The following is a 23191-nucleotide window of genomic DNA, read 5'->3' on the forward strand; positions in this document are numbered from 1 at the left end:
TCCGTCACAAGCGACGTGAGGCAATTTTCATATAGAGCCACATCCGAAAATTGCAAGATGGGCCGTTGTCAAAGGCTGCGGCGCCGGACGTTCCAGCAATTCCGCACAATCTCCCGCCCGGTTGTTTTCATGCCATTTTCGGGTCCGTTCCGGCGGGGTTTGACGGTTTGCGTCCGGCTCGTCCATATGATGCCATGACCTTCACCAGGATGACCCGCCGACAGGCACTCGCCGGCGTTGCCGCCACGTCTTTCATTGCCGGTTCCGTGCCCGCCGCCGTCCGCGCCGCCGCTGCTCCGGCAACGCCCGCCGGGCAGTTGCTGGACAAGCTGGCCTGGAACCTGCTGGACCTCGACCCGACCACCGCGACATCGCTGGGCGTCGATACCGGTGCCCATGCTGCGCTGCGCGGCAAGCTGGACGATCGATCGCCCGCCGGGGTGGCCGCCAGCCAGCATTTCCTGAAAAGTGCGCTGGGAGAACTCGCCGCCGTGCCGAAGGCCGGACTCGATGCGTCCACGCAGACCAGCCTTGCCGTGGCCGAAAGCGCATTCCGCACCGCGCTTGACGGAATGGCGCTACCCTATGGCGTCGCCACAATCGGCGGCTGGCGCAACACGCCATACGGGGTGGTCCAGAACGTTGGCGGCTGGCTGGACATTCCGCAGCTTTTCGATGGCACGCAGCCGGTGCGCAATGCCGAGGATGCCGCGGCCTATCTTGCGCGGCTGGAAGCAACGCCTGCCTTGCTGGACGGTGAAACGGTCCGCATCCGCGAGGCGCGCGAGATGGGGCTGGTCCCGCCCGATTTCCTGCTCGACAGGACGATCAAGGCGATGACCGGCAGCATAGCCAGCGCGGCCGCCGCCGACGGCCCCTATGTCGGCCCGCTGGTTCGCAAGGCGAAGGGGCTGGAAGGCCCGTGGCAGGATCGTGCGATGGCCATCGTCAAGGACAAGGTGATCCCCGCGCTGCAACGCCAGCTTGCCGAAATACACGCCCAGCGGGCGGTGGCGACAAATGCGGCGGGCATGCTGACGCGGCCACATGGCGAGGAGTGGTACGCGTGGGGCCTGCGCGCGAGCACGACGACGCGCCGCAGCCCCGAGGAAATCCACAAGCTGGGCATAGAGCAACTGGCGGACCTTCACGCGCGGATGGACGTGATCCTCAAGGGCTTCGGCCTGACGAAGGGTTCGGTTGGAGAGCGCGCCGCCGCATTGCAGCGCAGGCCGGAGTTCAACTTCCCGGCCAATGATGAAGGCCGCGCCCAGATCATCGCCTATATGCAGGCCAAGATCGATGCGATCCGGGCCAGGATGCCGCGCGCGTTCCGGCGGCTGGTGAAGGGCAATCTGGAAATCCGGCGAATGCCGCTGGCGCAGGAACCCGGCGCGCCCGCCGCATATGGCGGTCCCGGTTCGATCGACGGCAAGATCCCCGGCAAGATCTGGGTGAACCTTGGCGATCCCTCGATCCACAACAAGGTGACGATCCCGGATCTTGTGTTCCATGAAGGAATACCGGGGCACGTGTGGCAAGGCGAATATGCGCAGGAACTTCCGCTGATCCGGTCCATCCTGGCGTTCAACGCCTATTCGGAAGGCTGGGCGCTCTATTCCGAGCAGCTGGCGGACGAACTGGGGATGTACGATGACGATCAGGCCGGGCGGCTGGGTTACCTGATGGGGCTTTCGTGGCGCGCGGTGCGACTTGTGGTCGATACCGGCATCCACGCCTATGGCTGGAATCGCGAAAAGGCCCTTGCGCAGTTCATTGCGGCCACGGGCCTGCCGATGTCCAACGCTGCCAGCGAGGTTGACCGCTATTGCGCGTGGCCGGGCCAGGCCTGCGGGTACAAGCTGGGCCAGATCGAGATCGACGCACAGCGCGACCGCGCGAAAAAGGCATTGGGTGCGCTATACGACTTGCGTGATTTCGATCAGGCCGTGGTGGATGGCGGCAACGTGCCGCTGGACGTCTTGGCGCAGAATATCGGGCGCTATATCGCTTCGGCGAGCACCTGACATCGGCGTATCGCTGTCCGCCGCCGCGCGACTGGCGCGACGGAATGTGGCGGGGTAAGGTCCGCAGGCATGCGGAACACGGCGCGTGGTGCCGTCTGGTCTTTCATGCCACGGATTCTTCAGGCCGTCCGCTTGGACACGGGTGGAAACAACCTTTCGATGCAAGGTGATTCTCAGCGTCCGGTTGCGAGCGGACTTGCCGGTGTCTTTGCCGAAAACCGGGCGGCGCTGTTGCGCTTTCTGGCCGCGCGCTGCGGCGATGCCGCCACGGCCGAAGACCTGCTGCACGACCTCTGGATACGGACCGAAACGGCCAGCACCGGCCCGGTCGCCAATGCGCGGGCCTATCTTTTCCGCATGGCGAACAACATCGTGCTCGATGCCGCGCGGGCACGCAGGCGCGCTATGGCGCGCGACCGAAGCTGGGTGGACAGGGATGGCAGGCATGATGCGCCGCCGGGTGAAAGGCCCGATCCCGCCCCACCGCCGGACCAGGCGATTTCCCGCGCGCAGGAAGCGGCACTGCTGCACCGCGCGATAGCGGACCTGCCGCCGGGCGCGGCGCGCGCATTGCGGCTGCATCGCTTCAACGGCCTGAAACAGGCCGATGTGGCGCGCGAGATGGGCATCAGCGTAAGCGCGGTGGAAAAGCACCTCGCGAATGCGATGAAACATCTGCGCAACGCGCTTTCCGACTGCGGATGGTATGATCCGGCGGCGTCATTGCAGCATGACCCGGCAGGCGGTGGGGAACCGCCAAGGGAACCGCAACGATGACCGATACGGACCGCATCCTTTCGCAGGCGGCAGCCTGGCACGTCGCTACCGTGCACGACGACATGGACTGGGACGCCTTCACGGCGTGGCTGGAGGAAGGCGCTCGCCATGCCGCCGCCTATGCAGAGGTTGCCGAGGCAGATGCGCTGGTGGAAGAACACAGCGAACATCTCGCACAATTGGATCTCCAGCCCCCGACGCAGGACACCGACGCGGCCGTAAGCTACCCGCGCAACCTGTCCCGGCGCTGGTTTGCAGGCGGCATGGTCGCGGCAATTGCTGCGGCGGTTGCGATCCTTGTCGTTCCGTCTCTTCGCGGCAAGCCCGACAGCATTTACGAAACGGCGGCATCGGCGCGGACGATCGCGCTGACCGACGGCTCTACCGTGCGACTGGCGCCGCATTCGCGCCTTGCCGTTTCGGGCGACGATCCGGCGCATCTTGCGCTGGCGGGCGGCGCCTGGTTCGATGTGCGGCACGATCCTTCGCGTCATATGCGGATTGCGGCCGGGCCGGCCACGATCAGCGACATCGGCACGCGGTTCGATGTCCAGACGACGCCTTCGACCGTTCGCGTGGGCGTTGCCGAAGGTGCCTTGCGTGTGACATCGGGCGATCTTGCGCAGCCGGTTGCGCTTCATGCCGGGCAAGCGCTCACGTTCGATGCCGGTGCGCATCGTGCCGCCGTGCGAAGCGCCGCGCGTGACGATATCGGGGCATGGCGTTCGGGACGCCTTACATACGAAGATGCGCCGCTGGCACTGGTCGCGGGCGATCTTGGCCGTTATGCGGGCGTTTCCGTTCGGGTCGCCAGTGGCCTTGAGGATCGACATTTTTCGGGAACCTTGGTTATCGGCGATGGAGCGGCGGCTATCCGGGACCTTTCGCAGCTCATGGGGCTGTCGCTTGGCCGCGACGCTGGCGGTTATCGCCTCGGTCCAGCTGCCCGCTGAGGCCGTTGCCCGCGAAGCGACGGAAAGCGGTCGCGCTTCGATAGACATTGCCCCCCAGCCGTTGCCGCGCGCGCTTGCGGAGCTTTCACGCCAGGCGGGAATTTCCATCGGAATGTCCGGCGCGCTGCCGAACGTGCGCGGCCGGCGGGTGCGTGGGCGGATGACGGCGGGCTCCGCGCTTGCCCGCCTGTTGCGCGGCACCGGATTGGTTGCACGCAAGGTCGGTCCGACGGCTTGGCGGATAGAGCGTGCGTGGGCACGACCAGCCACGTCGCATTCGCCTGCACCTGCACCTTCGGTCGATGGCGCGATCCGTTCCGCGCCCATCGTCGTGAGCGCGACAAAGCGGGACGCGGATCTCCTGTCTCTGCCGCTGGCGGCGTCTGTCGTCCGAATTCCGGCGGAAACGCAAGGCGATGCCGCAGCCGGTAGCGATTACGTGGCGGCAAACGCCGAAGGCATAGCGCTGACGGGACTGGGGCCGGGCCGCAACAGGATGTTCCTGCGCGGCGTGGCGGACAGCGCATTCGGCGGGGAAAGCCAGTCGACCGTCGCGGTCATGCTTGACGATGCGCGCGTCACCTATGCAGCGCCCGACCCCGATCTCAGGCTGGTGGACGTTGCGCGTGTCGAAGTGCTCAAGGGGCCGCAGGGCGCGCTATACGGCACGGGTGCGCTGGGCGGGATATACCGGATCGTGACCAACCGTGCCGATGTGCGCGACTGGTCGGCAACAGGTACGGCCGGAGCGCAATCCGTCGCGTCGGGGAAGCCAGGGTTCACGGGATCGGGCATGGCAAACCTTGTGCTGGCGCGTGACCGCGCGGCGCTTCGCGTTGTCGGGTATTCGGCATATGAGCCGGGCTGGGTCGATACCGGAGCCCGCAAGAATGCGAACGCTACACGTGTCGCGGGCGGCCGGGCGGAGCTGGGCATTGTCCCGGCGCAGGGATGGCGCATCGATGCGATGGGCCAGGTGCAAAGGTTGGAAACCCGCGATAGCGCCTATGTCTATGCGCCCGGCGCGCGGTCTCGCCCCGCACAGGCGGCAGAGCCGCATGACAACGATCTCGATGTGTTTTCGCTGCGCGTCAAAGGCGGAATCGGCGTGGTCGAAGCGGTTCTTGTTACCAGCGTTGCGCGGCACGAAGTGCAGGATACACTGGATGCGACAATCGGTGCGGACGGACTTGGCCTGTCTGATCCGGCGCTGTTCGTCGACACGCGCCACTATCGGGTGTGGAACACGGAACTGCGCGTGAATGGAACCAGTGGGGCACTGCACTGGCTGGTGGGTGCGGCGCACCTCGAAGCAAGGCAGCATGGCGTCCAGAAGCTGGCCGGCAAGCAGCCGGGCGAAGCCCTGACGATTGCCGATACGTTCCGGACCAGCGCCGAAACGGCGCTTTTCGTGGACGCGGGGGCGCCGCTGGCAGGCCGTCTCTCGCTGGATGGCGGGGCAAGGATTTTCCGCGACGTCGTGGAAACGACGCGCAGCGAGGCCGGCGGAAGCCAGCAGGCCCGCCGGCGCTTCGGAATAACGCCCACCGTCGCGCTCAGCTTGCGCAACGATGACAGTGCGCTGGCCTGGCTGCGTTTCGGTACGGCATTCCGCCAGGGCGGGATCGACCACGACGGGACCGGTCAGGTCCGCACCTTTGCAGGCGATGAACTGGCAACCGTCGAAGCCGGCTGGCGGCGCGACCTTGGGGGTGACGGCCTGCTTGAAATTGGAGCCTATTATACATGGTGGCGTGACGTTCAGTCCGACATGCTTTCTGCAGACGGCCTGATCGAAACACGCAACGCCGGGCGGGCGCGGATTATCGGCGCCGAAGCCACATTGCGCCGACCCTTGCCCGGCCGATGGACGATTGACCTGGGAGCGGCGTACCAGGACGCAAGGCTTGTGCGAAACGACCTGGGGTTTGAGCTGGATGACCGCCGCTTGCCCGTCATTCCGGAATTCACCTTGCGCGGCGCGCTGGAAAAGCAGTTCGCGCTCGGCCGCGCGCAAGCCTGGTTAAAGGCGTTCGTGCGATATTCCGGCCCTGCAAGGTTGAGTTTCGACCCGTTGCTGGACCGTGCAATGGGCAACCTACTCGACACTCGCATCGAAGGTGGCGTGACGCTGGGTGACTTCCATCTCTCGGCCGATGTCGACAACCTGTTCGATGCCGGTGGGAACCGGTTCGCATATGGAAATTCGTTCCGGATCGCGACGATGCGGCAATTTATTCCCCAGCGTCCACGCACGGTCACGATCGCCATAGGCCGGTCGTTCTGAAAAAATTCCGGCGTGCCGGGATGCGGATGAACGGCACACGCGGCGTCTTGTCGATGATGCCATCTTGAGGAGTCGCATGCGCACCAGGTTATTGCAATCGCGCGGAATACAAAACCGGCCGGTTCGTGCAATGCGCGCCGCGGTGCGGGAAGACTGACATGCTGCTTCCAGCCGCCGTCCTGGCCGTCCAGTCTCCCGCAGTGGCGCAGTCGCTGCCCGATGCGTTGATTGCGGCCGCGCCGGTTTACGCGCCCGCAACGACGATCGACCTTGGCGGCGAAAGCGGCACTCCGGCCCCCGGACAGGCGAACGCGACACTGGGCGATGCGGGAGAGGATGCGGGCAGCAACGATGCGGGGGCCGCGCCGATAACCGTCGTGGCGCACGAACCCGCGCCGCCCGGCGATCCGCTTATGCAAGCGAACGAGGAATCCTACCATACCGTCCAAGCGGTTGACGATGCGGTGGTGAAGCCTGCGGCCATTGCCTACAAACACGTCGTGCCCCACGTGGTCCGCGATGGTTTGCACAACGTGCTGCAGAACCTGCATGAGCCGGTGGTTTTCCTGAACTTCCTGTTGCAGGGCAAACCGGGCAAGGCGGTGGAGACGCTCGGACGGTTTGCGATCAACACCACAATCGGCGTGGCCGGCCTTGTCGATGTTGCAAAGCGCAAGCCGTTTCACCTGCGCTATCGGCCCAACGGCTTCGCGGACACCCTGGGTTTCTATGGCGTCGGTCCGGGGCCATACCTCTATCTGCCGTTGCTCGGTTCTACGACGGTTCGCGACCTTGCGGGTCTGATGGCGGACAAGATGATCTTGCCGTTGTCCGCGGGCGGCACGTTCCGCAACCCCACCTATGCGGTGTCGACAGGCGTGGTGAAGTCGCTTGACGAACGGGTGCGACTGGATGCGAAATTTAAGTGCATACGCGCGACCGACCATCCCTATGCGACGGAGCGCGCGCTCTATCTTGCTCAGCGAAAGGCTGAAATCGATGCGTTGAAACACCCCTCGCACCGAAAGCGCGGGCGGACCGGCGCCGGTGCCGATACTGACGGCGGGACGTTGGTTTCATCGTTCGTGCCGGGTGGCGATTGCGCATCAGCGGGCGATTGAAGGCAACCCGGATTGCCGCGGTGACGGTTTTTGAAGTGGCATTGCCGCGCGCGGCTTGGCATTGAGTGGCCATGACAGTTGCAGAACTTCGCGAAGGAATGGTCGCCATACCCGGCGGTACGTTCACGATGGGATCGGAAGCGTTCTACCCTGAGGAAGCGCCGCTGCGGCGCGTGAAGGTGGACCCGTTTCTGATCGACGAGACGCCGGTTACCAACCGCCAGTTCGCGCGCTTCGTGGAGGCGACGGGTTACGTCACCTTTGCCGAGATCCCGCCCGATCCGAAGGATTATCCCGGCATGCTGCCCGGCATGGACAAGGCCGGATCGCTGGTTTTCCGAAAGACGCGCGGACCGGTGGACATGGGCAATCCGGGCAACTGGTGGCATTTTGAGTTCGGCGCTGACTGGCGGCACCCGCTGGGGCCGGATTCATCGCTCGACGAACTGGACCTGTGGGATCATCCGGTGGTCCACGTCGCGTGGACCGATGCCGATGCCTACGCCAAGTGGGCGGGCAAGGCCCTGCCGACAGAGGCCGAATACGAATATGCGGCGCGCGGCGGGCTGGAAGGCAGGGAATATGCCTGGGGAGATGAGCTTGCGCCCGGCGGAGAGATGATGGCGAACTATTGGCAGGGCCTGTTCCCCTTCGCCAACCAGTGCCTTGACGGGTGGGAACGCACTTCTCCGGTCAAGAGCTTCGCGCCCAATGGCTATGGGCTTTACGACATGATCGCCAACACATGGGAATGGACCGCCGACTGGTGGAGCGATCACGGCGCCAATACCGATCCGGCGAAGAAGTCGGGCGGTGCGTGCTGCACGGTTTCCAACCCGCGTGGCGGCCAGTTGAAGGACAGCTACGATGCGCGCCAGCCCGGCGTGCATATCGGGCGCAAGGTGCTGAAGGGCGGATCGCACTTGTGCGCCGAGAACTATTGCCAGCGCTATCGTCCCGCCGCGCGCCACCCCGAAATGATCGATACGTCCACCACGCACATCGGCTTTCGCTGCGCGGTGCGGGGTTGACGTCTCGACCGCCTGTTCTCTCAATTGCTTGTTCACGCGAAGATTTTTGCGCGTGCGATTGCGCAGTGCAGCAACACGTCTTAACCAACATCATATCGAACCGGTCGTGCCGCGTCTGGTTACCGGGTGAACTGCGCCGCAGCGGGCCGTGAACAGTGCCCGGAACAGGGCTGAAAAACAGGGAAGGTCGCAATCAAGATGCCATTTTCGCTTACCCCTTCGCGCGCGGGTCTTGCGCGGATCGCGCTTGCATCCGCCTGTGTGCTTGGTGCGCGCCCGGCCCTGGCGCAGTACGATCCCCAGTCGGCCTTCGCTCCGTTCGACATGCACCAGGCGGTGAACGTCTATCGTTCCTCCAACGGACTGCCGGGGCCGGATTACTGGCAAAACCGCGCGAATTACCAGATTCACGCCACGCTCGATCCGGATGCGAAGGCGCCTTCGCTGACGGGTGAAGAGGTTATCACCTATACCAACAACAGCCCGGACCAGTTGGCCAACCTGTGGCTGCAACTGGACCAGAACCTTTACAGGAAGGACAGCCGGGGAACTTTTGCAGGTGGCTGGCCGCGCCCTGCATCCACCGACGGTTTCGTCCTCGACAAGGTCGAGATCGAACATGGCGGCAAGTTCGTGTCCGCGCCGTTCCTTGTCAGCGATACGCGCCTGCGCGTGACCTTGCCGGAAGAGCTTGCCGGGCATGGCGCGAAAACGCGGCTGCGCATTTCCTGGCATTTCGCCATTCCCGGTGAATGGGGAGGGCGCATGGCCTGGGGCAAGGCCAAGGACGGCCCGATCTACGATCTGGCCCAGTGGTATCCGCGCATGGCGGTTTACGACGACGTGCGCGGCTGGGATACGCTGCCCTACCTCGCGCAGGAGTTCTACCTCGAATACGGGGACTTCGATTATTACGTGACCGTGCCGAGTGACATGCTCGTCGCCGGATCGGGCGAACTGGTGAACCCGCAGGACGTGCTCACCGCGCGGCAGCAATCGCGGCTCGCCAAGGCGCGTACCAGCGATGCGACCGTGATGATCCGCGCGCCGGGCGAGATTGGCGACCCCGCCACGCGCCCGCGGCACGACGGAACGCTTACGTGGCACTTCCACATGGACGATACGCGCGACGTGGCGTTCAGCGCCTCGAAGACGTTTGCGTGGGACGCGGCGCGCATCAACCTGCCCGGCGGCAAGGCCTCGCTGGCGATGTCGTTCTATCCGGCGGAAAGTGCGGGGAAGGGCGCGTGGGGTCGCTCGACCGAATACCTGAAGGACTCGCTGGAGAACTATTCGAAGCGCTGGTATCCCTATCCCTGGCCCGCCGCGATCAACGTTGCCGGCCCGGCCAGCGGCATGGAATATCCGGGCATCCTGTTCGACGGGATCAAGGACAAGGGCAAGGGCCTGTTCTGGATCACCGCGCACGAAATCGGCCACAGCTATTTCCCGATGATCGTGGGCTTTGACGAGCGTCGCAATGCGTGGATGGACGAAGGCTTCAACACCTTCATCGACGTTTATGAATCGGACGATTTCAACCACGGCGAATATGCGCCCAAGCGCGATCCGGAATATGCGCCGGGCGGCGGTAATCCGGTGGACGAGATCCTGCCGGTAATGGAAGATCCAAAGGCACCGGCGATCCTGACGCGCGCCGATTCCATAACCGAAAAGTATCGCCACCCCGTCACCTATTTCAAATCGGCGCTGGGGCTGGTCCTGCTGCGCGAACAGATCCTGGGACCGGACCGGTTCGATCCCGCGTTCCGCCGCTTCATCGCCAAATGGGCTTACAAGCATCCGCAGCCCGCCGATTTCTTCCGTGCGATGGAAAGCGGGGCGGGCGAAGACCTCAGCTGGTGGTGGCGGGGCTGGTATGCGCACAACTGGACGCTGGACCTTGGGGTGGATTCAATCGCCCCGGTTGACGGAGACGCGGCCAAGGGCACGAAGATCGTCGTGGGAAGCCATGACAAGCTGGTTATGCCCGCCACGCTGCGCGTCGACTTTGCTGACGGCACGCACAGCGATTATCGCCTGCCGGTCGAAAGCTGGATCAAGAACGTGACGACAAGCGTCATGGTCGCCCCGGGCAAGACGGTGACCGCCGCAACGGTCGATCCTGATCATAAGCTTCCCGACAAGGACCGCGCGAACAACACCCTGAAAGCGGCCGGAGCCTGAAATTCCCTGCCGGGCTGCCCGCGGTGAAACCTTCACCGGGGCAACCCGGCAGGCCGGTTCGGCCGCCCGGCAGGCGCATGCGTCTGCAAGACGGTTGCAGATCATTAGTTAGCACGCTAAATATAGCGCATGGACTCGCGCCGACAGATTGAACGCTCGCTCACTATGCGCATGGCGCCCGTTGCGCGCGCGTGGCGCCAACTGGCGGACAGGGCGCTGGCATCGCTGGGCGTTTCGGAATCGGCGGCGCGGGCAATCGCTTATCTTGACCGCCTTGGCCCCGACACGCGGCAGGGCGACCTGGCGCGCGCTATCGGCATCGCCGAACCGTCTCTGGTCCGCACGCTCCAGCAAATTGAACGGGCCGGGTTGATCGTCCGTGTGGCGGACGATGATGACCGCCGCGCCAATCGCCTGCGTCTTACCGCGCAGGGTGCCGACCTGGCAGGCCGCATAGACGAATGCCTGGCAGCCGAACGGGCGCGGTTGCTTGCCGGTTTCGACGACAGCGAACTGCGCCTCGCGGTTCGCCTGCTTGAAACGATGGCCAGCCGTATCTCGGAAGGGCTCGGCCGGTGATTGGCCGCCATTTCGGCATCGATGCGGCGCTGTTTTCGCTCAAGGCCTATGCGGCGGCGATGCTGGCGCTCTACATCGCGTTCTCGATCGGCCTGCAGCGGCCTTACTGGGCGTTTCTAACCGCCTATATCGTGGCCCAGCCGCTGGCGGGGGCAGTGCTTTCCAAGGCGATGTTCCGCGTGATCGGGACATTCGTTGGCGCCATCGCGGCGGTGGCCATGGTGCCCGTGCTGGTGAACAGCCCCGAACTGCTGAGCCTTGCAATCGGCCTGTGGCTGGGGCTTTGCGTGTTCGTATCGCTGCTCGACCGCACGCCAAGGGCCTATATGTTCGTCCTTGCCGGTTACAGCGCCGTCCTTATCGCCATTCCAAGCCTGGACACGCCGGACGCGATTTTCACGGTGGCAAGCCTTCGCGTTCAGGAAATCACGCTGGGCATCGTGTGTGGAACGCTTGTCCACGGCGTGATCTTCCCCGGCTCGGTTTCGGAATTCCTGCTGGGCCGCGTGGCGGTGATCCTGGAAGATGCAGAGCGATGGTCGCGCGATTCGCTTGCGCTCGATCCGGACGATGCCTTGGAGGATGAACGTCGGCGCCTGGCGCTCGACATTACAGAGTTGCACCAGCTTTCCATCCACTTGCCGTTCGACATCAGCCGCCTTGCACCGCGCGTGCGCACGGTTCGCGCGTTGCAGGACCAACTGTCCTTGCTGATGCCGCTTGGCGCGGCGGTTTCGGATCGCATCGTAACCTTGCGGCAGGAAGGCGGCGTTCCGCCAGCCGTGCAGACCCTGCTGGCCGACGTGCAGGGCTGGCTGGCTGCATCGGGCGGCGACGATTGGCGCTCCGGCGCTGCCGCCTTGCTCGATCGTTGCGCGGCACTGGAACCGAGGGTCGATGCGCAAAGCAACTGGCACGACCTGATCGTGCTCAGCCTTGTCGCCCGGTTGGGAACGCTGGTCGCCGCGCATCGCGACTGCCGCGACCTTGCGGTCCAACTCGGCACGATGAATCGCAGGCCTGTTACGCCCCGCGTTGCCGAATTGCTTGCCGGTCGCGCGGATCGCGAACTTCACCGCGATTATGCAGGTGCGTTTCGCGGCGCGCTGGGTGCGTTCCTGACTATGGTTCTGGGGTCAGCGTTGTGGATCTGGAGCGGGTGGAACGATGGAGCAACGGCGGTGATGCTGGCTGGCGTGTTCCTTGCGCTGTTTGCCGCTGCCGACAATCCTCTCGTTCCGCTGAAGGCATTCTTCCTGGGTACGCTCTTCGCGACAACGCTGGGTGCGATCTATGGTTATGCGATCATGCCGCGGCTTGACGGGTTCGTTCAGCTTGCGGCGGTGCTGGCTCCTCCGCTTCTGGCGCTCGGCGCGATGATGTATTCGCCGCGCTGGACCTCGCTTGCCATGCCGGTCCTCCTGGGCCTGGGCAGTCCCTTGCTCCTTGCCGACCACTATACCAGCGCATTCGCCGCATTTGCCAACGGTGCGATTGCGGAACTGGTGGGACTGGCGTTTGCCATCGTCATGGCGCGCCTGCTCCAGTCGGCCGGCGTGGAAGGGGCAATCGTCCGGACCGTGCGCGCCGGGTGGACCGATATTGCCGAACGCAGCAACCTGAACATCCAGCCCGATGTGCGCGCATGGATGGCGCGCATGCTGGACCGCATTGCCCTGCTGGCACCACGGCTCGCGCTTACCGGACGCGCGCCCGGTGCGCCGCTTTACGATGCCCTGCGCGATTTACGCACCGGCGTGGCCATCGGTGAGCTGCGCCAGTTGCGCTATGATCTTCCGGCAAGCGAAACGGCGCCGCTGACCGAGGTTCTGCGCGGGGTGGGCGGGTATTACCGGTCGCTCGACCCGCGTCACCCCGGCCCGGCCGATCCGGGCTTGCTGGAAGAGATCGACGGCGCGCTGCACACCTTTTCGGATCATGCCGCGCAGCGAGATCGCCGTTCGGCCGCGCTCGCTCTTGTCAGCTTGCGCCGGAATCTTTTCCCTGAGGCCAGCGCGCCGGAGGTAGCGGCATGAACGGCGAAGTGGCTTTCCATGGCATCTATGTCCCCACGCTTCTTGTGTTCGCCGTGCTGGCGGCGGTCGTCACGATGGGGCTTGTGCGCATCTTCAACCTGTTGGGGCTCTATCGCTTCGTCGCTTATCGCGCGCTTGTCGATCTGTGCCTTTTCATCCTCGTGCTCGGGCTGATTTCCTGGGCCTCCCCGTATTTCGGCATTCACCAATGAAAAACATCCTCTCCTTCCTCGGTCGCAGCGCGGCCACGATCGTCATTGTCATCGCGGCGGCGCTGGTCGCGATCTGGCTCTGGAACCATTATGAGCGGAGCCCGTGGACACGCGACGGCCGGTTGCGCGCCGATGTCGTCAGGGTGACGCCCGATATCGGCGGGCTGGTTACGGAAGTGGACGTTCACGACAACCAGGCCGTTCATGCGGGCGACCTGCTGTTCGTTATCGACAAGCCGCGCTATTCGCTGGCCGTGCGCCAGGCGCAGGCTACCGTGTCGAGCGCGGCGGCCACGCTGGCGCAGGCCCGGCGGGAATCGCACCGCGACCTTGCGCTGGGCGATCTTGTCGCCACAGAGGCGCACGAACAGAACGTCGCGAAAGTGGCAACGGCAGAGGCCGCGCTGTCCGAGGCTCAGGCGGCGCTGGCCAGCGCAAGGCTCAACCTCGCGCGGACTCAGGTGAAGGCATCGGTGAACGGCACCGTCACCAACCTGGACCTGCATCCGGGCGATTACGTGGGGGCGGGCCAGCAGGCGATGGCCTTGCTCGACCGGGACAGCATCCGCGTCGAAGGCTATTTCGAGGAAACAAAGCTGCCGATGATCCATGTGGGAGAGCCGGTTACGGTGCACCTGATGGGGGAATCCCGCCCGCTTGAAGGACGGGTGGAAAGCATCTCGGCCGGGATTAACGATACCACGCGCAGCAATTCCGGCAACTTGCTGCCCAATGTCGATCCCACGTTCAGCTGGGTGCGGCTTGCCCAGCGCATTCCGGTGCGGGTGAAGCTGACCAGCGTGCCCAAGGGTGTGCGCCTGATCGCGGGCCGGACCGCAACCGTCACGATAGAGCATGACAGTGAAAAGCGGGACCAATGATCGTGCGCGGTAAATTGCTGGCTTGCGGCCTTTTCCTGTTGCTTGCGGGATGCGCAACGGCGGGTCCGGATTATCGTCCGCCTGCCAACGGGGTTTCGACCGCGCCCGCCGCGACGGGAACCTTCGCATCGGCCGACGGGCCGGATTTCGCGCAGGCGCCGTTGCCCGATCGCTGGTGGAAACTTTACGACGATCCTAGGCTGGACTCGCTGGTGGAACAGGCACTTGCGGCCAACGCCGACTTGCGCGTGGCGGACGCTAACTTGCGCCGCGCCGATGCCGTGGTGCGCGAAACGGCGGCGGGGCGGGATATCGCGACCAGCGTCACCGGCGGGGCAAGCCTCGCAAGACCATCGGGAACGGGCGCGGACCTGCCGGGAACCGTTTCCTATGACCTGGGGCTTGGCGCCAGCTATTCGCTTGATCTGCACGGCAAGATCAGGCGTGCCATCGAAGCGAGCATGGCGGACCGCGAAGCGGTGGCCGCCGCGCGCGACGCAGTGCGGGTGAACGTGGCCGCCGCCACGGCCAAGGCTTATGCAGACACCTGCGCCGCGAATTACCGGCTTTCCGTCCTGCAAAAGGTGGTGAAGCTCCAGCAAGAGACGCTGGACGCAACGCAGCGATTGCAGCGTGCGGGAAGAGGTACCGCTTTCGATGTCAGCCGGGCACAGGCAGCGGTCGATACAAGCAGGGCTTCGCTGCCGGGCCTTGTCGCAAAGCGCAAGGCGGCGCTTTACCTGCTGGGCGCTCTGCTCGGCCGCGCGCCCGCTGACTATCCGAAGGCGGTGGAAAGCTGTGCGACGCTGCCCGACCTTTCCCGCCCGATGCCGGTGGGCGATGGCGCCGGGCTGATCCGTCGGCGTCCCGATATACGCGAGGCAGAGCGCACGATCGCCGCCGATACCGCTCGCATCGGAGTAGAGACGGCGGATCTTTACCCGCAAATCAGCTTCGGCGGTTCGGTCGGGCTTTCCGGCCCGCTGGGCGATGCGGGCAGCCCTTCGTCATTCGGGTTCAGCCTGGGGCCGCTGCTGAGCTGGAGTTTCCCCAACCGGCCGGTCGTCCGCGCGCGCATCGACGAAGCCGGAGCGCAAGTGGATGCCGATCTGGCGAAGTTCAACAGCACCGTTATCGAAGCCCTGCGCCAGACCGAAACCGCGCTGGAAACCTATGCGCGCGATCGCGAGACTGCGGCCGACCTGGCAAAAGCACGCGACAGCGCGGCCCTTTCGGCTTCGCAGGCGGGCAAGCTGTTCCGGTTCGGGCGCGGCGATTTCCTGTCGCTGCTGGATGCGCAGCGGTCACTGGCCAACGCACAGGCGAGCTATGCCGCCGCGCAGGCAACCGTTGCCGATGACCAGATCGCCGTGTTCATGGCGCTGGGTGGCGGCTGGCAATAGGGCTTTAGCGGCGGAAGAGCTTGCGCCGCAGCCGGTAAAGGTAGGCGGAAATCTTCTCGCCCAGGGTCTGCGAATAGTCGGGTTGCGCCATTTCCACGCGGGCGCGCAAACTGTGGCGGACCGGCTCTGCTGCCGGTTGCTCGTCCGGTTCCGGTTCCTGCCAGGATTGCTGGCCTTCGCCTGCATCCGATGCCGAGATCGCTTCGGGCGCCTCGTGCACTTCGGGCGGGTCGGAAATGTCCGATTGTGGCCACGCCTGCGGTTCCGCCGAAACGGGGGCCGGGTCGCCGGGCAGGCCATCATCGCCGCCGGTCAGTGGGGTGTCGCGCGGCTCCGCGTCCGGCGCCGGGGGAATGTCCGCAAACGAAGGCTGTGGCAAGGGCGGTGCGTTGTTGAATGGGGCCGGGTCGAAAGACGCGGGATCGACAGGAGCCGGGTTATCGAACGCAACAGGTGGCTCGCCGCTGTCGGCAAGCGTATCGCGGCTGAGCGGAACGCCTGGGAACGCGGCTTCACCCATTGCCGGGGCGGAAACGCCTTCCAGAACGCCGTGCTGGACAGAGGCGCTATCGACATCCAGGCGCTGGGCAGAGGCCATTTCGGTGAACCGGGCCGCCTCGCGCGCGTCTTCCTCGTCCAGAACGATAACCGGCTTCTTGGTTCCCTTGCGTGAGACGAGATCGAGCATGCTGGCTTCGCCCGCAAGCACCTCGACCATTTCCGCGTTTTCACCACCGGTCGCGCCGTCCAGTTCGTTAGGCCACACGTCGGCGGGAATTTCCTCGGCTTGCGGATCTGGCTTGTATTCGTCGCTTCCCGAAACGGGTGCGTCGAAGAACGGATAGACGCCGTCGCAGGCAGCGATGACGCACAGCGGCCGTGGCAGGCCCTTTGCGTGGACCGTATCGCGCAGGGCCTTGTGGATGATCGCCGCGATATAGCAGGCGCCGATCGTTCCCGCGCGGATTTCCTCTTCGTTCGGGGCGACCTCGTTGAACAGGCGGTCTTCCAGTTCGATGATCGGGCCATAGACATCGTCCAGTCCCTTGATCGAAAGCGTGACGTCCGTTGCCTGGTAATCGCCCTGCCATTCGAAACCGTCGCGCGAATATCCATCCAGCAGTTCCTCGCGCGTGGCTTCGGAAAACGGATAGGCGGAATCGCTGAAATAGAATGTCTTGATGAACGGGGCGAGCCTTCCGTTCGAAGGGCCGGGACCGCCCAGGTCGCGCGCATCGGCCAGCGCAACGCCAATGGCGGAAATCGGATGGCTGGGCCGGTCATGGTCGCGCACGCGATCGGCAAGCCGGTTCCACCCCGCAAACTCCACGTCGGCAGGGGTAACCTCAAGGAAGCGCGCGGGAAGAATTCCGCCGGCGCCAGCATAGGGCGCAAGCAACGCGCGCAGCTTTTCGATGGCCTCATCGATCCGGCCCTGACGGAGCATATCTTCGATGAGATACCGAAAATCCTGCTCGTCCTTGCCGTCGATGGTGATGCTGTCCACGCGATACCCTCCGACAATCGTGGTCAACGGAGACTAGCCTCGAATGGTTTATCAGCCGTTAGCGCGCCGGGTTAAACAATTGCGGCGCATGGCGGCACCTGGCGGGGGAGTCTTCTCCTGCGGGTGGGAGTGTCTGCCGGTCGTTTGCGATTGCCGGCAAATGGGGATCGCCTGCCGTAAATTTTCGGGTATGGTCACGCGCAAAGCGCGGCAGAATGATGCGAAGGGGAGGCACGAATGAACGGCGCGGAAGCGTTTATCGGCACGTTGAAGGCAAGCGGAGTGGAGGTGTGCTTCGCCAACCCCGGCACGTCTGAAATGCAGCTTGTCGGCGCGATCGACAAACAGGACGGAATGCGCGCGATCCTGGGGTTGTTCGAAGGCGTGGTCACCGGTGCAGCCGATGGATACGGCCGCATGGCGGACAAACCGGCAGTTACCCTGCTTCACCTTGGGCCGGGGCTGGGCAACGGGCTTGCCAACCTTCACAACGCGCGTCGTGCCGCATCGCCGGTCATCAACATGGTCGGCGACCACGCCACCTATCACCTGCACTATGACGCGCCGCTGACATCCGACGCGGCCGGCGTGGCCCGCCCGATGTCCGACTGGGTGCGCGTTTCGAAGTCCGAGCGCGACCTTGCGCAGGCGGGCGCGGAAGCGTTCCGGGTGGCGCAGACCTATCCGGGCAAGATTGCCACGGTCGTCGTCCCGGCGGACCACGCCTGGACCGAAGGTTCCGCAACCGTCGCCGCGCCATTGGCTGCCGATGCGCCGAAAGCGCCTGCCGCCGCGATTGAAGCGGCGGCCGAGGCATTGCGCAACGCGGACGGTCCGAAGGCGCTTTTCCTGGGCGGCCGCGCCCTGCGCGAAGATGCGCTTCTACAGGCGGGGCGTATCGCCGCCGCAACCGGCGCGCGGATCATCTGCGAAACCTTTGCCGCCCGTCTCCAGCGCGGGGCGGGGCGCGTGCCGGTGGAACGGCTTCCCTATTTTGGTGAGCAGGCGCAGGAATTCCTTGCCGGGCTTGAGACCATCGTTTTCTGCGGATGCGAACCGCCCGTTTCCTTCTTCGCCTATCCCGGAAAGCCAAGCTGGCTTTCGCCGGAGGGGGCGACGCTGGTGCGGCTCGCATCGCTGAGGGAAAATGCGCTTGATGCGCTGACAGGGCTGGCCGCCGCGCTGGATGCCCCGGCCGAGCCGGCAAAGGTGCAGCCGGTGGCAAGTTTCCCGGCGAACGATGAAGACAAGCTCTCGCCCGCCGGGGTTGGCTCGCTGCTTGGCGGCATGATCCCCGAAGATGCGATTGTTTCCGATGAGGGCGCAACGGCGGGTCTGGCGATCTTCGGCATGACGGCGGGTGCCAAGCGGCACGACTGGCTGATGCTGACCGGCGGTGCGATCGGGCAGGGGCTTCCTCTGGCCGTCGGCGCGGCGGTTGCCTGTCCCGATCGCAAGGTGCTGGCGCTTCAGGCGGACGGCGGGGGGATGTATACGCCCCAGGCGCTGTGGACCATGGCGCGCGAAAAGCTGGATGTGACCACGGTGATCCTCAACAACGGGTCGTATGCCATCCTCAACATCGAACTGATGCGCGTCGGCGTGCAGAACCCGGGACCGAAGGCGCTTTCGATGCTGGACCTTCGCAATCCTGCGCTTGACTGGTGCGCCATCTCCGAAGGGATGGGCGTGCCTGCCGTGCGCGCGACGACGGTGGGCGAATTCCGCAAGGCGCTGGCCGATGCGTTGGCCCACAGGGGGCCGCGCCTGATCGAAGCCATGATCTGATGGGGCGGTCGCTCAACCTTTTGCCGGCGACGTTTTCGGACTTCCGGCGAATGGCGGAGCGGCGCCTGCCGCGCTTCCTGTTCGATTATATAGACGGGGGATCGGGCGCAGAAGTTACTCTGGCGCGCAATACGGCAGACTGGGAAGCGGTGAAGCTGAACCAGAAGGTGTTGCGCGACGCTTCGAACCTGGACACCTCGGTGGATCTGTTCGGCAGGGAACTGGACTTGCCGATGGTGCTTGCCCCCATCGGCATGGGCGGGATGACGCGCCGTCGGGGCGAAGTCCAGGCGAAGCGCGCGGCGGACGCGGCCGGAATACCGTTCTGCCTGTCCACCGTGGGGATCTGCCCGATGGACGAGGTTGCCCGCGTGTCCGACAAGCCGTTCTGGTTCCAGCTTTACATGCTGAAGGACCGCGGGATCGTGCAGGAGATACTCGATCGGGCGCGCGAAGGCGGGGTGGAAACGCTGGTCTTCACGATCGACCTTGCCGTTCTGGGAACGCGGTATCGCGATATCCGCAACGGGATGATGGGGGGACTTGGCCCGTGGGGCCGGTTCCGCAGCGGGCCGGTCGATTTCATGCTTCATCCGCGCTGGGCATGGGATGTCGGCGTGATGGGCAGGCCGCATGGCTTCGGCAACCTTGCCCGTTATGTGAAGCAATCGAACAACCCGCGTGACTACCTTCACTGGACAGGCTCGCAATTCGATCCTTCGGTTACGTGGAAGGACATCGAATGGCTGCGCAAGATGTGGCCGGGCAACCTGGTGCTGAAAGGCATCCTCGATGTCGACGACGCGCGCCGGGCGATCGGTGCCGGTGCCGATGGAATGGTCGTTTCCAACCACGGTGGCCGCCAGCTTGACGGCGTCGCCTCGACCGCCGCGATGCTTCCGCGTATTGCCGATGCGGTGGGCGGCGAAACGACGCTGATCGTCGATGGCGGCGTGCGTACCGGGCAGGATCTTGTTCGCGCGCTGGCATTGGGCGCCAGGGCCGCGATGATCGGCCGTCCTTGGGTACTTTCCATCGCGGCGCAGGGCGAAGCGGGCCTGACACGCTATCTGGCCCTGATGAAGCAGGACATGCGGATCGCGCTGGGGCTGACCGGAATGCCGCGTGCGCGTGACGTTGGGCGCGACGCATTGCTTCACGAATGATCCGTATCGGGCGCATCGACGGGGTGATTTAACCGGCTTGACTATAGTAAGCATGGTTTATATCCGCGCAGGTTGTGCGCAACAATATAGCCTTTCTATCGACCGACGTCGGCCGGCTGCTTCGCAAGCGGTTCGATGCGGTTGCGCGTAATTTCGGGGTAACCGGGCCGCAATGGCGCGTGCTCGTCCATCTCGACCGGACGCCCGGCATAAACCAGGGCACGCTGGCCGACCGGCTCGAGGTTGAGGCGATCACGGTCGGACGGATGATCGACCGGCTTGAAAAGGCCGGCATGGTGGAACGCCGGCCCGATCCGACAGATCGCCGCGCCTGGCGGCTCTACCTTTGCGAAGAGGCACAGCCCCTGCTCGGGCAATTGCGCGATTGTGCCGAAGAGGTGATGCGCGACGCGCTCACCGGATTTGACGACGCCGAACACGAGAAACTGCTGGAAATGCTTGAACGCGTGCGCTCCAATCTTTGTGAGCAGATTGTCGAAACGCAGGTGGCCCATGGCTGAGGCCGATCCGTTCAACGCCGAGGAAGGCGCTGTGGCGGACGCGAAGGCGCCATCGCAGATCCATCGCAAGCACCAGGGCCGCGCCCGGATGGTGGTGATGCTGCTTGTGCCGTTGCTTATTGTCGGCGGCGTGGCGTGGTGGTGGTTCGGAAGTACCGGCACCGAATCCACCGATAACGCCTATGTGAAGGGGGATATCGTCTCCGTCGCGGGCGAAGTGACCGGCAAGATCGTTTCGGTGAACGTCACCGAAAACCAGATGGTGAAAAAGGGTGACGTGCTTTTCACGATCGATCCCGATCCCTATCGCGTGGCGATCAATCAGGCCGATGCCCAGATTGCGCAGGCACAGGCCCGGATTACCGCGCTTCGGGCCGATGTCGGCGCCAACGCCGCAGACCTGGCCGGTGCGCGCAACGATCTTGCATTGGCCCAGGCGAATTACAGGCGCGAGAAGGAATTGATGGAGCGCGGCTTCAACACGCGCGCAAGGATGGACGCCGCCGAACACGCGGTTGCCGCGGCGCGGGACCATATCGCCTCTATCCAGGCAGACGTCGCCAAGGCACAGGCGCAACTGGCCACCGGCGCGCAAGTGCCCGGCGTCAATCCCGAAGTCGCCGCCGCGCGCGCTGCCCGTTCGAAAGCGGAACTGGACCTGTCGCGCACGGTGGTTCGCGCCCCGGCAAGCGGTCGCGTCAGCCAGACGGGCAAGGTGCTGGTCGGATCGATGGTTTTTCCCGGCGTGCCGATGGTTTCCATCATGAAGTCCGGTAGCGCGCGGGTCGATGCCAATTTCAAGGAAACACAGCTCGATCGCATGAAGCCGGGCCAGAAGGCCGAAGTCAGGTTCGATGCCTATCCGGGAATGAAGCTTTCCGGACACGTGGAAAGCATCGGTATCGGCACGGGTTCAGAGTTTTCGGTGCTTCCGGCGCAGAATGCGACCGGGAACTGGGTGAAGATCACCCAGCGTGTGCCGGTGCGCATCGCAATCGACGAAAAGCCCGAACATCCCCTGATCGCCGGGCTCAGCGCGGAAGTCTCCGTCGATGTCGGCAAGGACTGAAGCGGCGCCCGGCCACGGTCCGCAGGAATCGGAAAAGCCGCCGCTGGAAGTTGAAAACCGCGGTCTGCTGATCGTCTTCGTGATGGCCGCGATGATCATGCAGATGCTTGACACGACGATTGCCAACGTCGCGCTGCCACACATGGAATCCTCGCTTGGCGCGACCCAGGAAACTGTCACCTGGGTGCTGACCAGCTATGTGCTCGCTTCTGCCGTCACCTTGCCGCTGTCGGGCTGGCTGGTCGATACGTTCGGGATCAAGCGTGTCCTGATTTTTTCGGTCGTCCTGTTCACGGCGGCATCGGCGTTGTGCGGCGTAGCGCAGAGCCTGAACCAGATGGTGCTGTTCCGCGTGCTTCAGGGCCTTGCAGGTGCTTTTCTGTCACCTGTCGCGCAAACGATCATGCTCGATACCAGCACGCCGGAGGAACGTCCGCGGCAAATGGCGATTTACACGCAGGGCGTTATGCTCGGCCCGATCGCCGGCCCGGTCCTGGGTGGCTGGATTACCGAGAATTACACCTGGCGCTGGGTGTTCTTCATCAATGTGCCGATCGGTATCCTTGCGGTATTCGGCCTTTTGCTGCTTCTTCCCAATACGGAACGGCGGCATCGCAAGATCGATATCACCGGCTGGGTTCTTATCGCGGTCGCCCTTTCAAGCCTGCAATTGATGCTCGATCGCGGATCGACAAAGGACTGGTTCGATTCCGGTGAAATCGTGATCTATGCGGTCGTGGCAGCCTGTTCTTTTTGGATGATGATGGTTCACTTCGTGACCGCCAGGAATCCGCTCTTCCCGCGCGAACTGTTCTTCGACCGGAATTTCGTTGGAAGCCTGTTCCTGTTCTTCCTTGTCGGCATGGTGATGATGGCGGTCCTGGCGCTTCTGCCGGGCCTGTTGCAGACGATTTACGGTTATCCGGCGGTCGACGCGGGGTGGCTGCTGGCACCGCGCGGCATCGGGATGCTGATATCCGTCACCCTGTTCAACAAGCAGATTACTAGGCTGGACCCACGATTCGCGCTGACACTTGGCCTTGGCCTTGCCGGTTGGTCGCTATGGCTTATGTCGCGCTGGTCGCCGGACATGCCGATGGAGCCGATTTTCATGACCGGCCTGATCCAGGGCGTGGGGTTGAGCTTCACCTTCATTCCGCTGACCCTGCTTGCATTCGCGACGCTGCCTTCCAAGTTTCGGGCCGACGCATCCGCGCTCAATAACCTGTTCCGCAACGTCGGATCGTCGGTCGGCATCACGATTTGCAGTGTGCTTCTGGCGCGCAACATCCAGCTGAATCACGCCGAAGTCGGATCGGCATTGCGCATTCCGCAGATGCCCTTCGCGCTTGACCGCATCACCGCCTATGGCGAGGCAAGCGACGCGGTGATGCAGGTCATGAACGGAATGGTGAACAAGCAGGCGGCGATGCTCGCCTATCTGGATGATTTCCTGATGATGTCGGTCCTGTGCTTTGCCGCTATTCCGTTCCTCTATCTGTTGAAGCGCAATACCATGCCCGCAGGGCCGCCCTCGGCTGCTGCGGCGGATGCTGCCGGGCACTGACGCGGAATTTTTGTCGCGCACCGCGCATTTTTCGCACCTTGCGGGTTGCGCGTTTGCGCGCGATGTTTAATCAACCGAT

18 protein-coding genes are annotated in these 23191 nt (G+C 64.3%); 17 read left to right on the top strand and 1 reads right to left on the bottom strand.

What is annotated here, in order from left to right:
- The first annotated feature begins 194 nt into the window (after nt 1–194).
- The 12 genes from RXV95_RS08280 to RXV95_RS08335 all read left to right on the top strand — a co-directional run bounded on the left by RXV95_RS08280 (nt 195) and on the right by RXV95_RS08335 (nt 15494).
- Nucleotides 195–2027, top strand: a complete 1833-nt coding sequence (locus RXV95_RS08280) for a DUF885 domain-containing protein (RefSeq protein WP_338465580.1) — start codon at nt 195–197, stop codon at nt 2025–2027.
- Between the two features lie 159 nt (nt 2028–2186).
- A complete protein-coding gene (locus RXV95_RS08285; protein ID WP_338465581.1) occupies nt 2187–2804 on the top strand; it encodes a sigma-70 family RNA polymerase sigma factor in 618 nt (205 codons plus the stop codon).
- Nucleotides 2801–3757 carry a FecR domain-containing protein gene (locus tag RXV95_RS08290; protein ID WP_338465582.1) on the top strand — a complete coding sequence of 319 codons (957 nt, stop codon included), beginning with the start codon at nt 2801–2803 and terminating at the stop codon, nt 3755–3757. Before RXV95_RS08285 ends, RXV95_RS08290 begins: the two co-directional genes overlap by 4 nt.
- Nucleotides 3711–6044, top strand: a complete 2334-nt coding sequence (locus RXV95_RS08295) for a TonB-dependent receptor (RefSeq protein WP_338465583.1) — start codon at nt 3711–3713, stop codon at nt 6042–6044. Before RXV95_RS08290 ends, RXV95_RS08295 begins: the two co-directional genes overlap by 47 nt.
- Before the next feature lie 158 nt (nt 6045–6202).
- Entirely contained in the window at nt 6203–7165 is a 963-nt protein-coding gene (locus RXV95_RS08300; RefSeq protein ID WP_338465584.1) for a VacJ family lipoprotein, read from the top strand.
- A gap of 98 nt (nt 7166–7263) precedes the next feature.
- Nucleotides 7264–8196, top strand: coding sequence for a formylglycine-generating enzyme family protein (locus tag RXV95_RS08305; protein WP_338468533.1), 933 nt, complete (start codon nt 7264–7266; stop codon nt 8194–8196).
- Nucleotides 8197–8394: 198 nt separating this feature from the next.
- The gene (locus RXV95_RS08310) at nt 8395–10383 is read left to right on the top strand and encodes a M1 family metallopeptidase (protein ID WP_338465585.1); all 1989 of its coding nucleotides are present in this window, start codon (nt 8395–8397) and stop codon (nt 10381–10383) included.
- Nucleotides 10384–10512: 129 nt separating this feature from the next.
- Complete coding sequence (locus RXV95_RS08315; RefSeq protein WP_338465586.1) at nt 10513–10962, top strand: MarR family transcriptional regulator; 450 nt, start codon at nt 10513–10515, stop codon at nt 10960–10962.
- Nucleotides 10959–12998 (top strand): FUSC family protein, encoded by a 2040-nt coding sequence (locus tag RXV95_RS08320; protein ID WP_338465587.1) that lies wholly within the window; start codon nt 10959–10961, stop codon nt 12996–12998. Before RXV95_RS08315 ends, RXV95_RS08320 begins: the two co-directional genes overlap by 4 nt.
- Complete coding sequence (locus RXV95_RS08325) at nt 12995–13210, top strand: DUF1656 domain-containing protein (protein ID WP_338465588.1); 216 nt, start codon at nt 12995–12997, stop codon at nt 13208–13210. The genes RXV95_RS08320 and RXV95_RS08325 overlap by 4 nt, the downstream gene beginning before the upstream one ends.
- Nucleotides 13207–14091: an efflux RND transporter periplasmic adaptor subunit gene (locus tag RXV95_RS08330; RefSeq protein ID WP_338465589.1), complete on the top strand. Its 885-nt coding sequence runs from the start codon at nt 13207–13209 to the stop codon at nt 14089–14091. Before RXV95_RS08325 ends, RXV95_RS08330 begins: the two co-directional genes overlap by 4 nt.
- Nucleotides 14088–15494, top strand: a complete 1407-nt coding sequence (locus RXV95_RS08335) for an efflux transporter outer membrane subunit (protein WP_338465590.1) — start codon at nt 14088–14090, stop codon at nt 15492–15494. The genes RXV95_RS08330 and RXV95_RS08335 overlap by 4 nt, the downstream gene beginning before the upstream one ends.
- 4 nt (nt 15495–15498) lie before the next feature.
- On the opposite strand, the gene RXV95_RS08340 is transcribed toward RXV95_RS08335, so the two are convergent.
- The gene (locus RXV95_RS08340; RefSeq protein WP_338465591.1) at nt 15499–17028 is read right to left on the bottom strand and encodes a hypothetical protein; all 1530 of its coding nucleotides are present in this window, start codon (nt 17026–17028) and stop codon (nt 15499–15501) included.
- 210 nt (nt 17029–17238) lie between these two features.
- On the opposite strand from RXV95_RS08340, the gene RXV95_RS08345 reads away from it, so the two are divergent.
- From RXV95_RS08345 to RXV95_RS08365, 5 genes are all read left to right on the top strand, one after another.
- Entirely contained in the window at nt 17239–18789 is a 1551-nt protein-coding gene (locus tag RXV95_RS08345) for an acetolactate synthase large subunit (protein WP_338465592.1), read from the top strand.
- A complete protein-coding gene (locus RXV95_RS08350) occupies nt 18789–19955 on the top strand; it encodes an L-lactate dehydrogenase (protein ID WP_338465593.1) in 1167 nt (388 codons plus the stop codon). Before RXV95_RS08345 ends, RXV95_RS08350 begins: the two co-directional genes overlap by 1 nt.
- Nucleotides 19956–20029: 74 nt before the next feature.
- The gene (locus RXV95_RS08355; RefSeq protein ID WP_338465594.1) at nt 20030–20476 is read left to right on the top strand and encodes a MarR family transcriptional regulator; all 447 of its coding nucleotides are present in this window, start codon (nt 20030–20032) and stop codon (nt 20474–20476) included.
- Nucleotides 20469–21545 carry an HlyD family secretion protein gene (locus RXV95_RS08360; protein WP_338465595.1) on the top strand — a complete coding sequence of 359 codons (1077 nt, stop codon included), beginning with the start codon at nt 20469–20471 and terminating at the stop codon, nt 21543–21545. Before RXV95_RS08355 ends, RXV95_RS08360 begins: the two co-directional genes overlap by 8 nt.
- Nucleotides 21529–23112, top strand: coding sequence for a DHA2 family efflux MFS transporter permease subunit (locus RXV95_RS08365; protein ID WP_338465596.1), 1584 nt, complete (start codon nt 21529–21531; stop codon nt 23110–23112). Before RXV95_RS08360 ends, RXV95_RS08365 begins: the two co-directional genes overlap by 17 nt.
- The last annotated feature ends 79 nt before the right edge of the window (nt 23113–23191 follow it).

It is taken from the genome of Novosphingobium sp. ZN18A2 (assembly GCF_036784765.1).
GTDB lineage: Bacteria > Pseudomonadota > Alphaproteobacteria > Sphingomonadales > Sphingomonadaceae > Novosphingobium.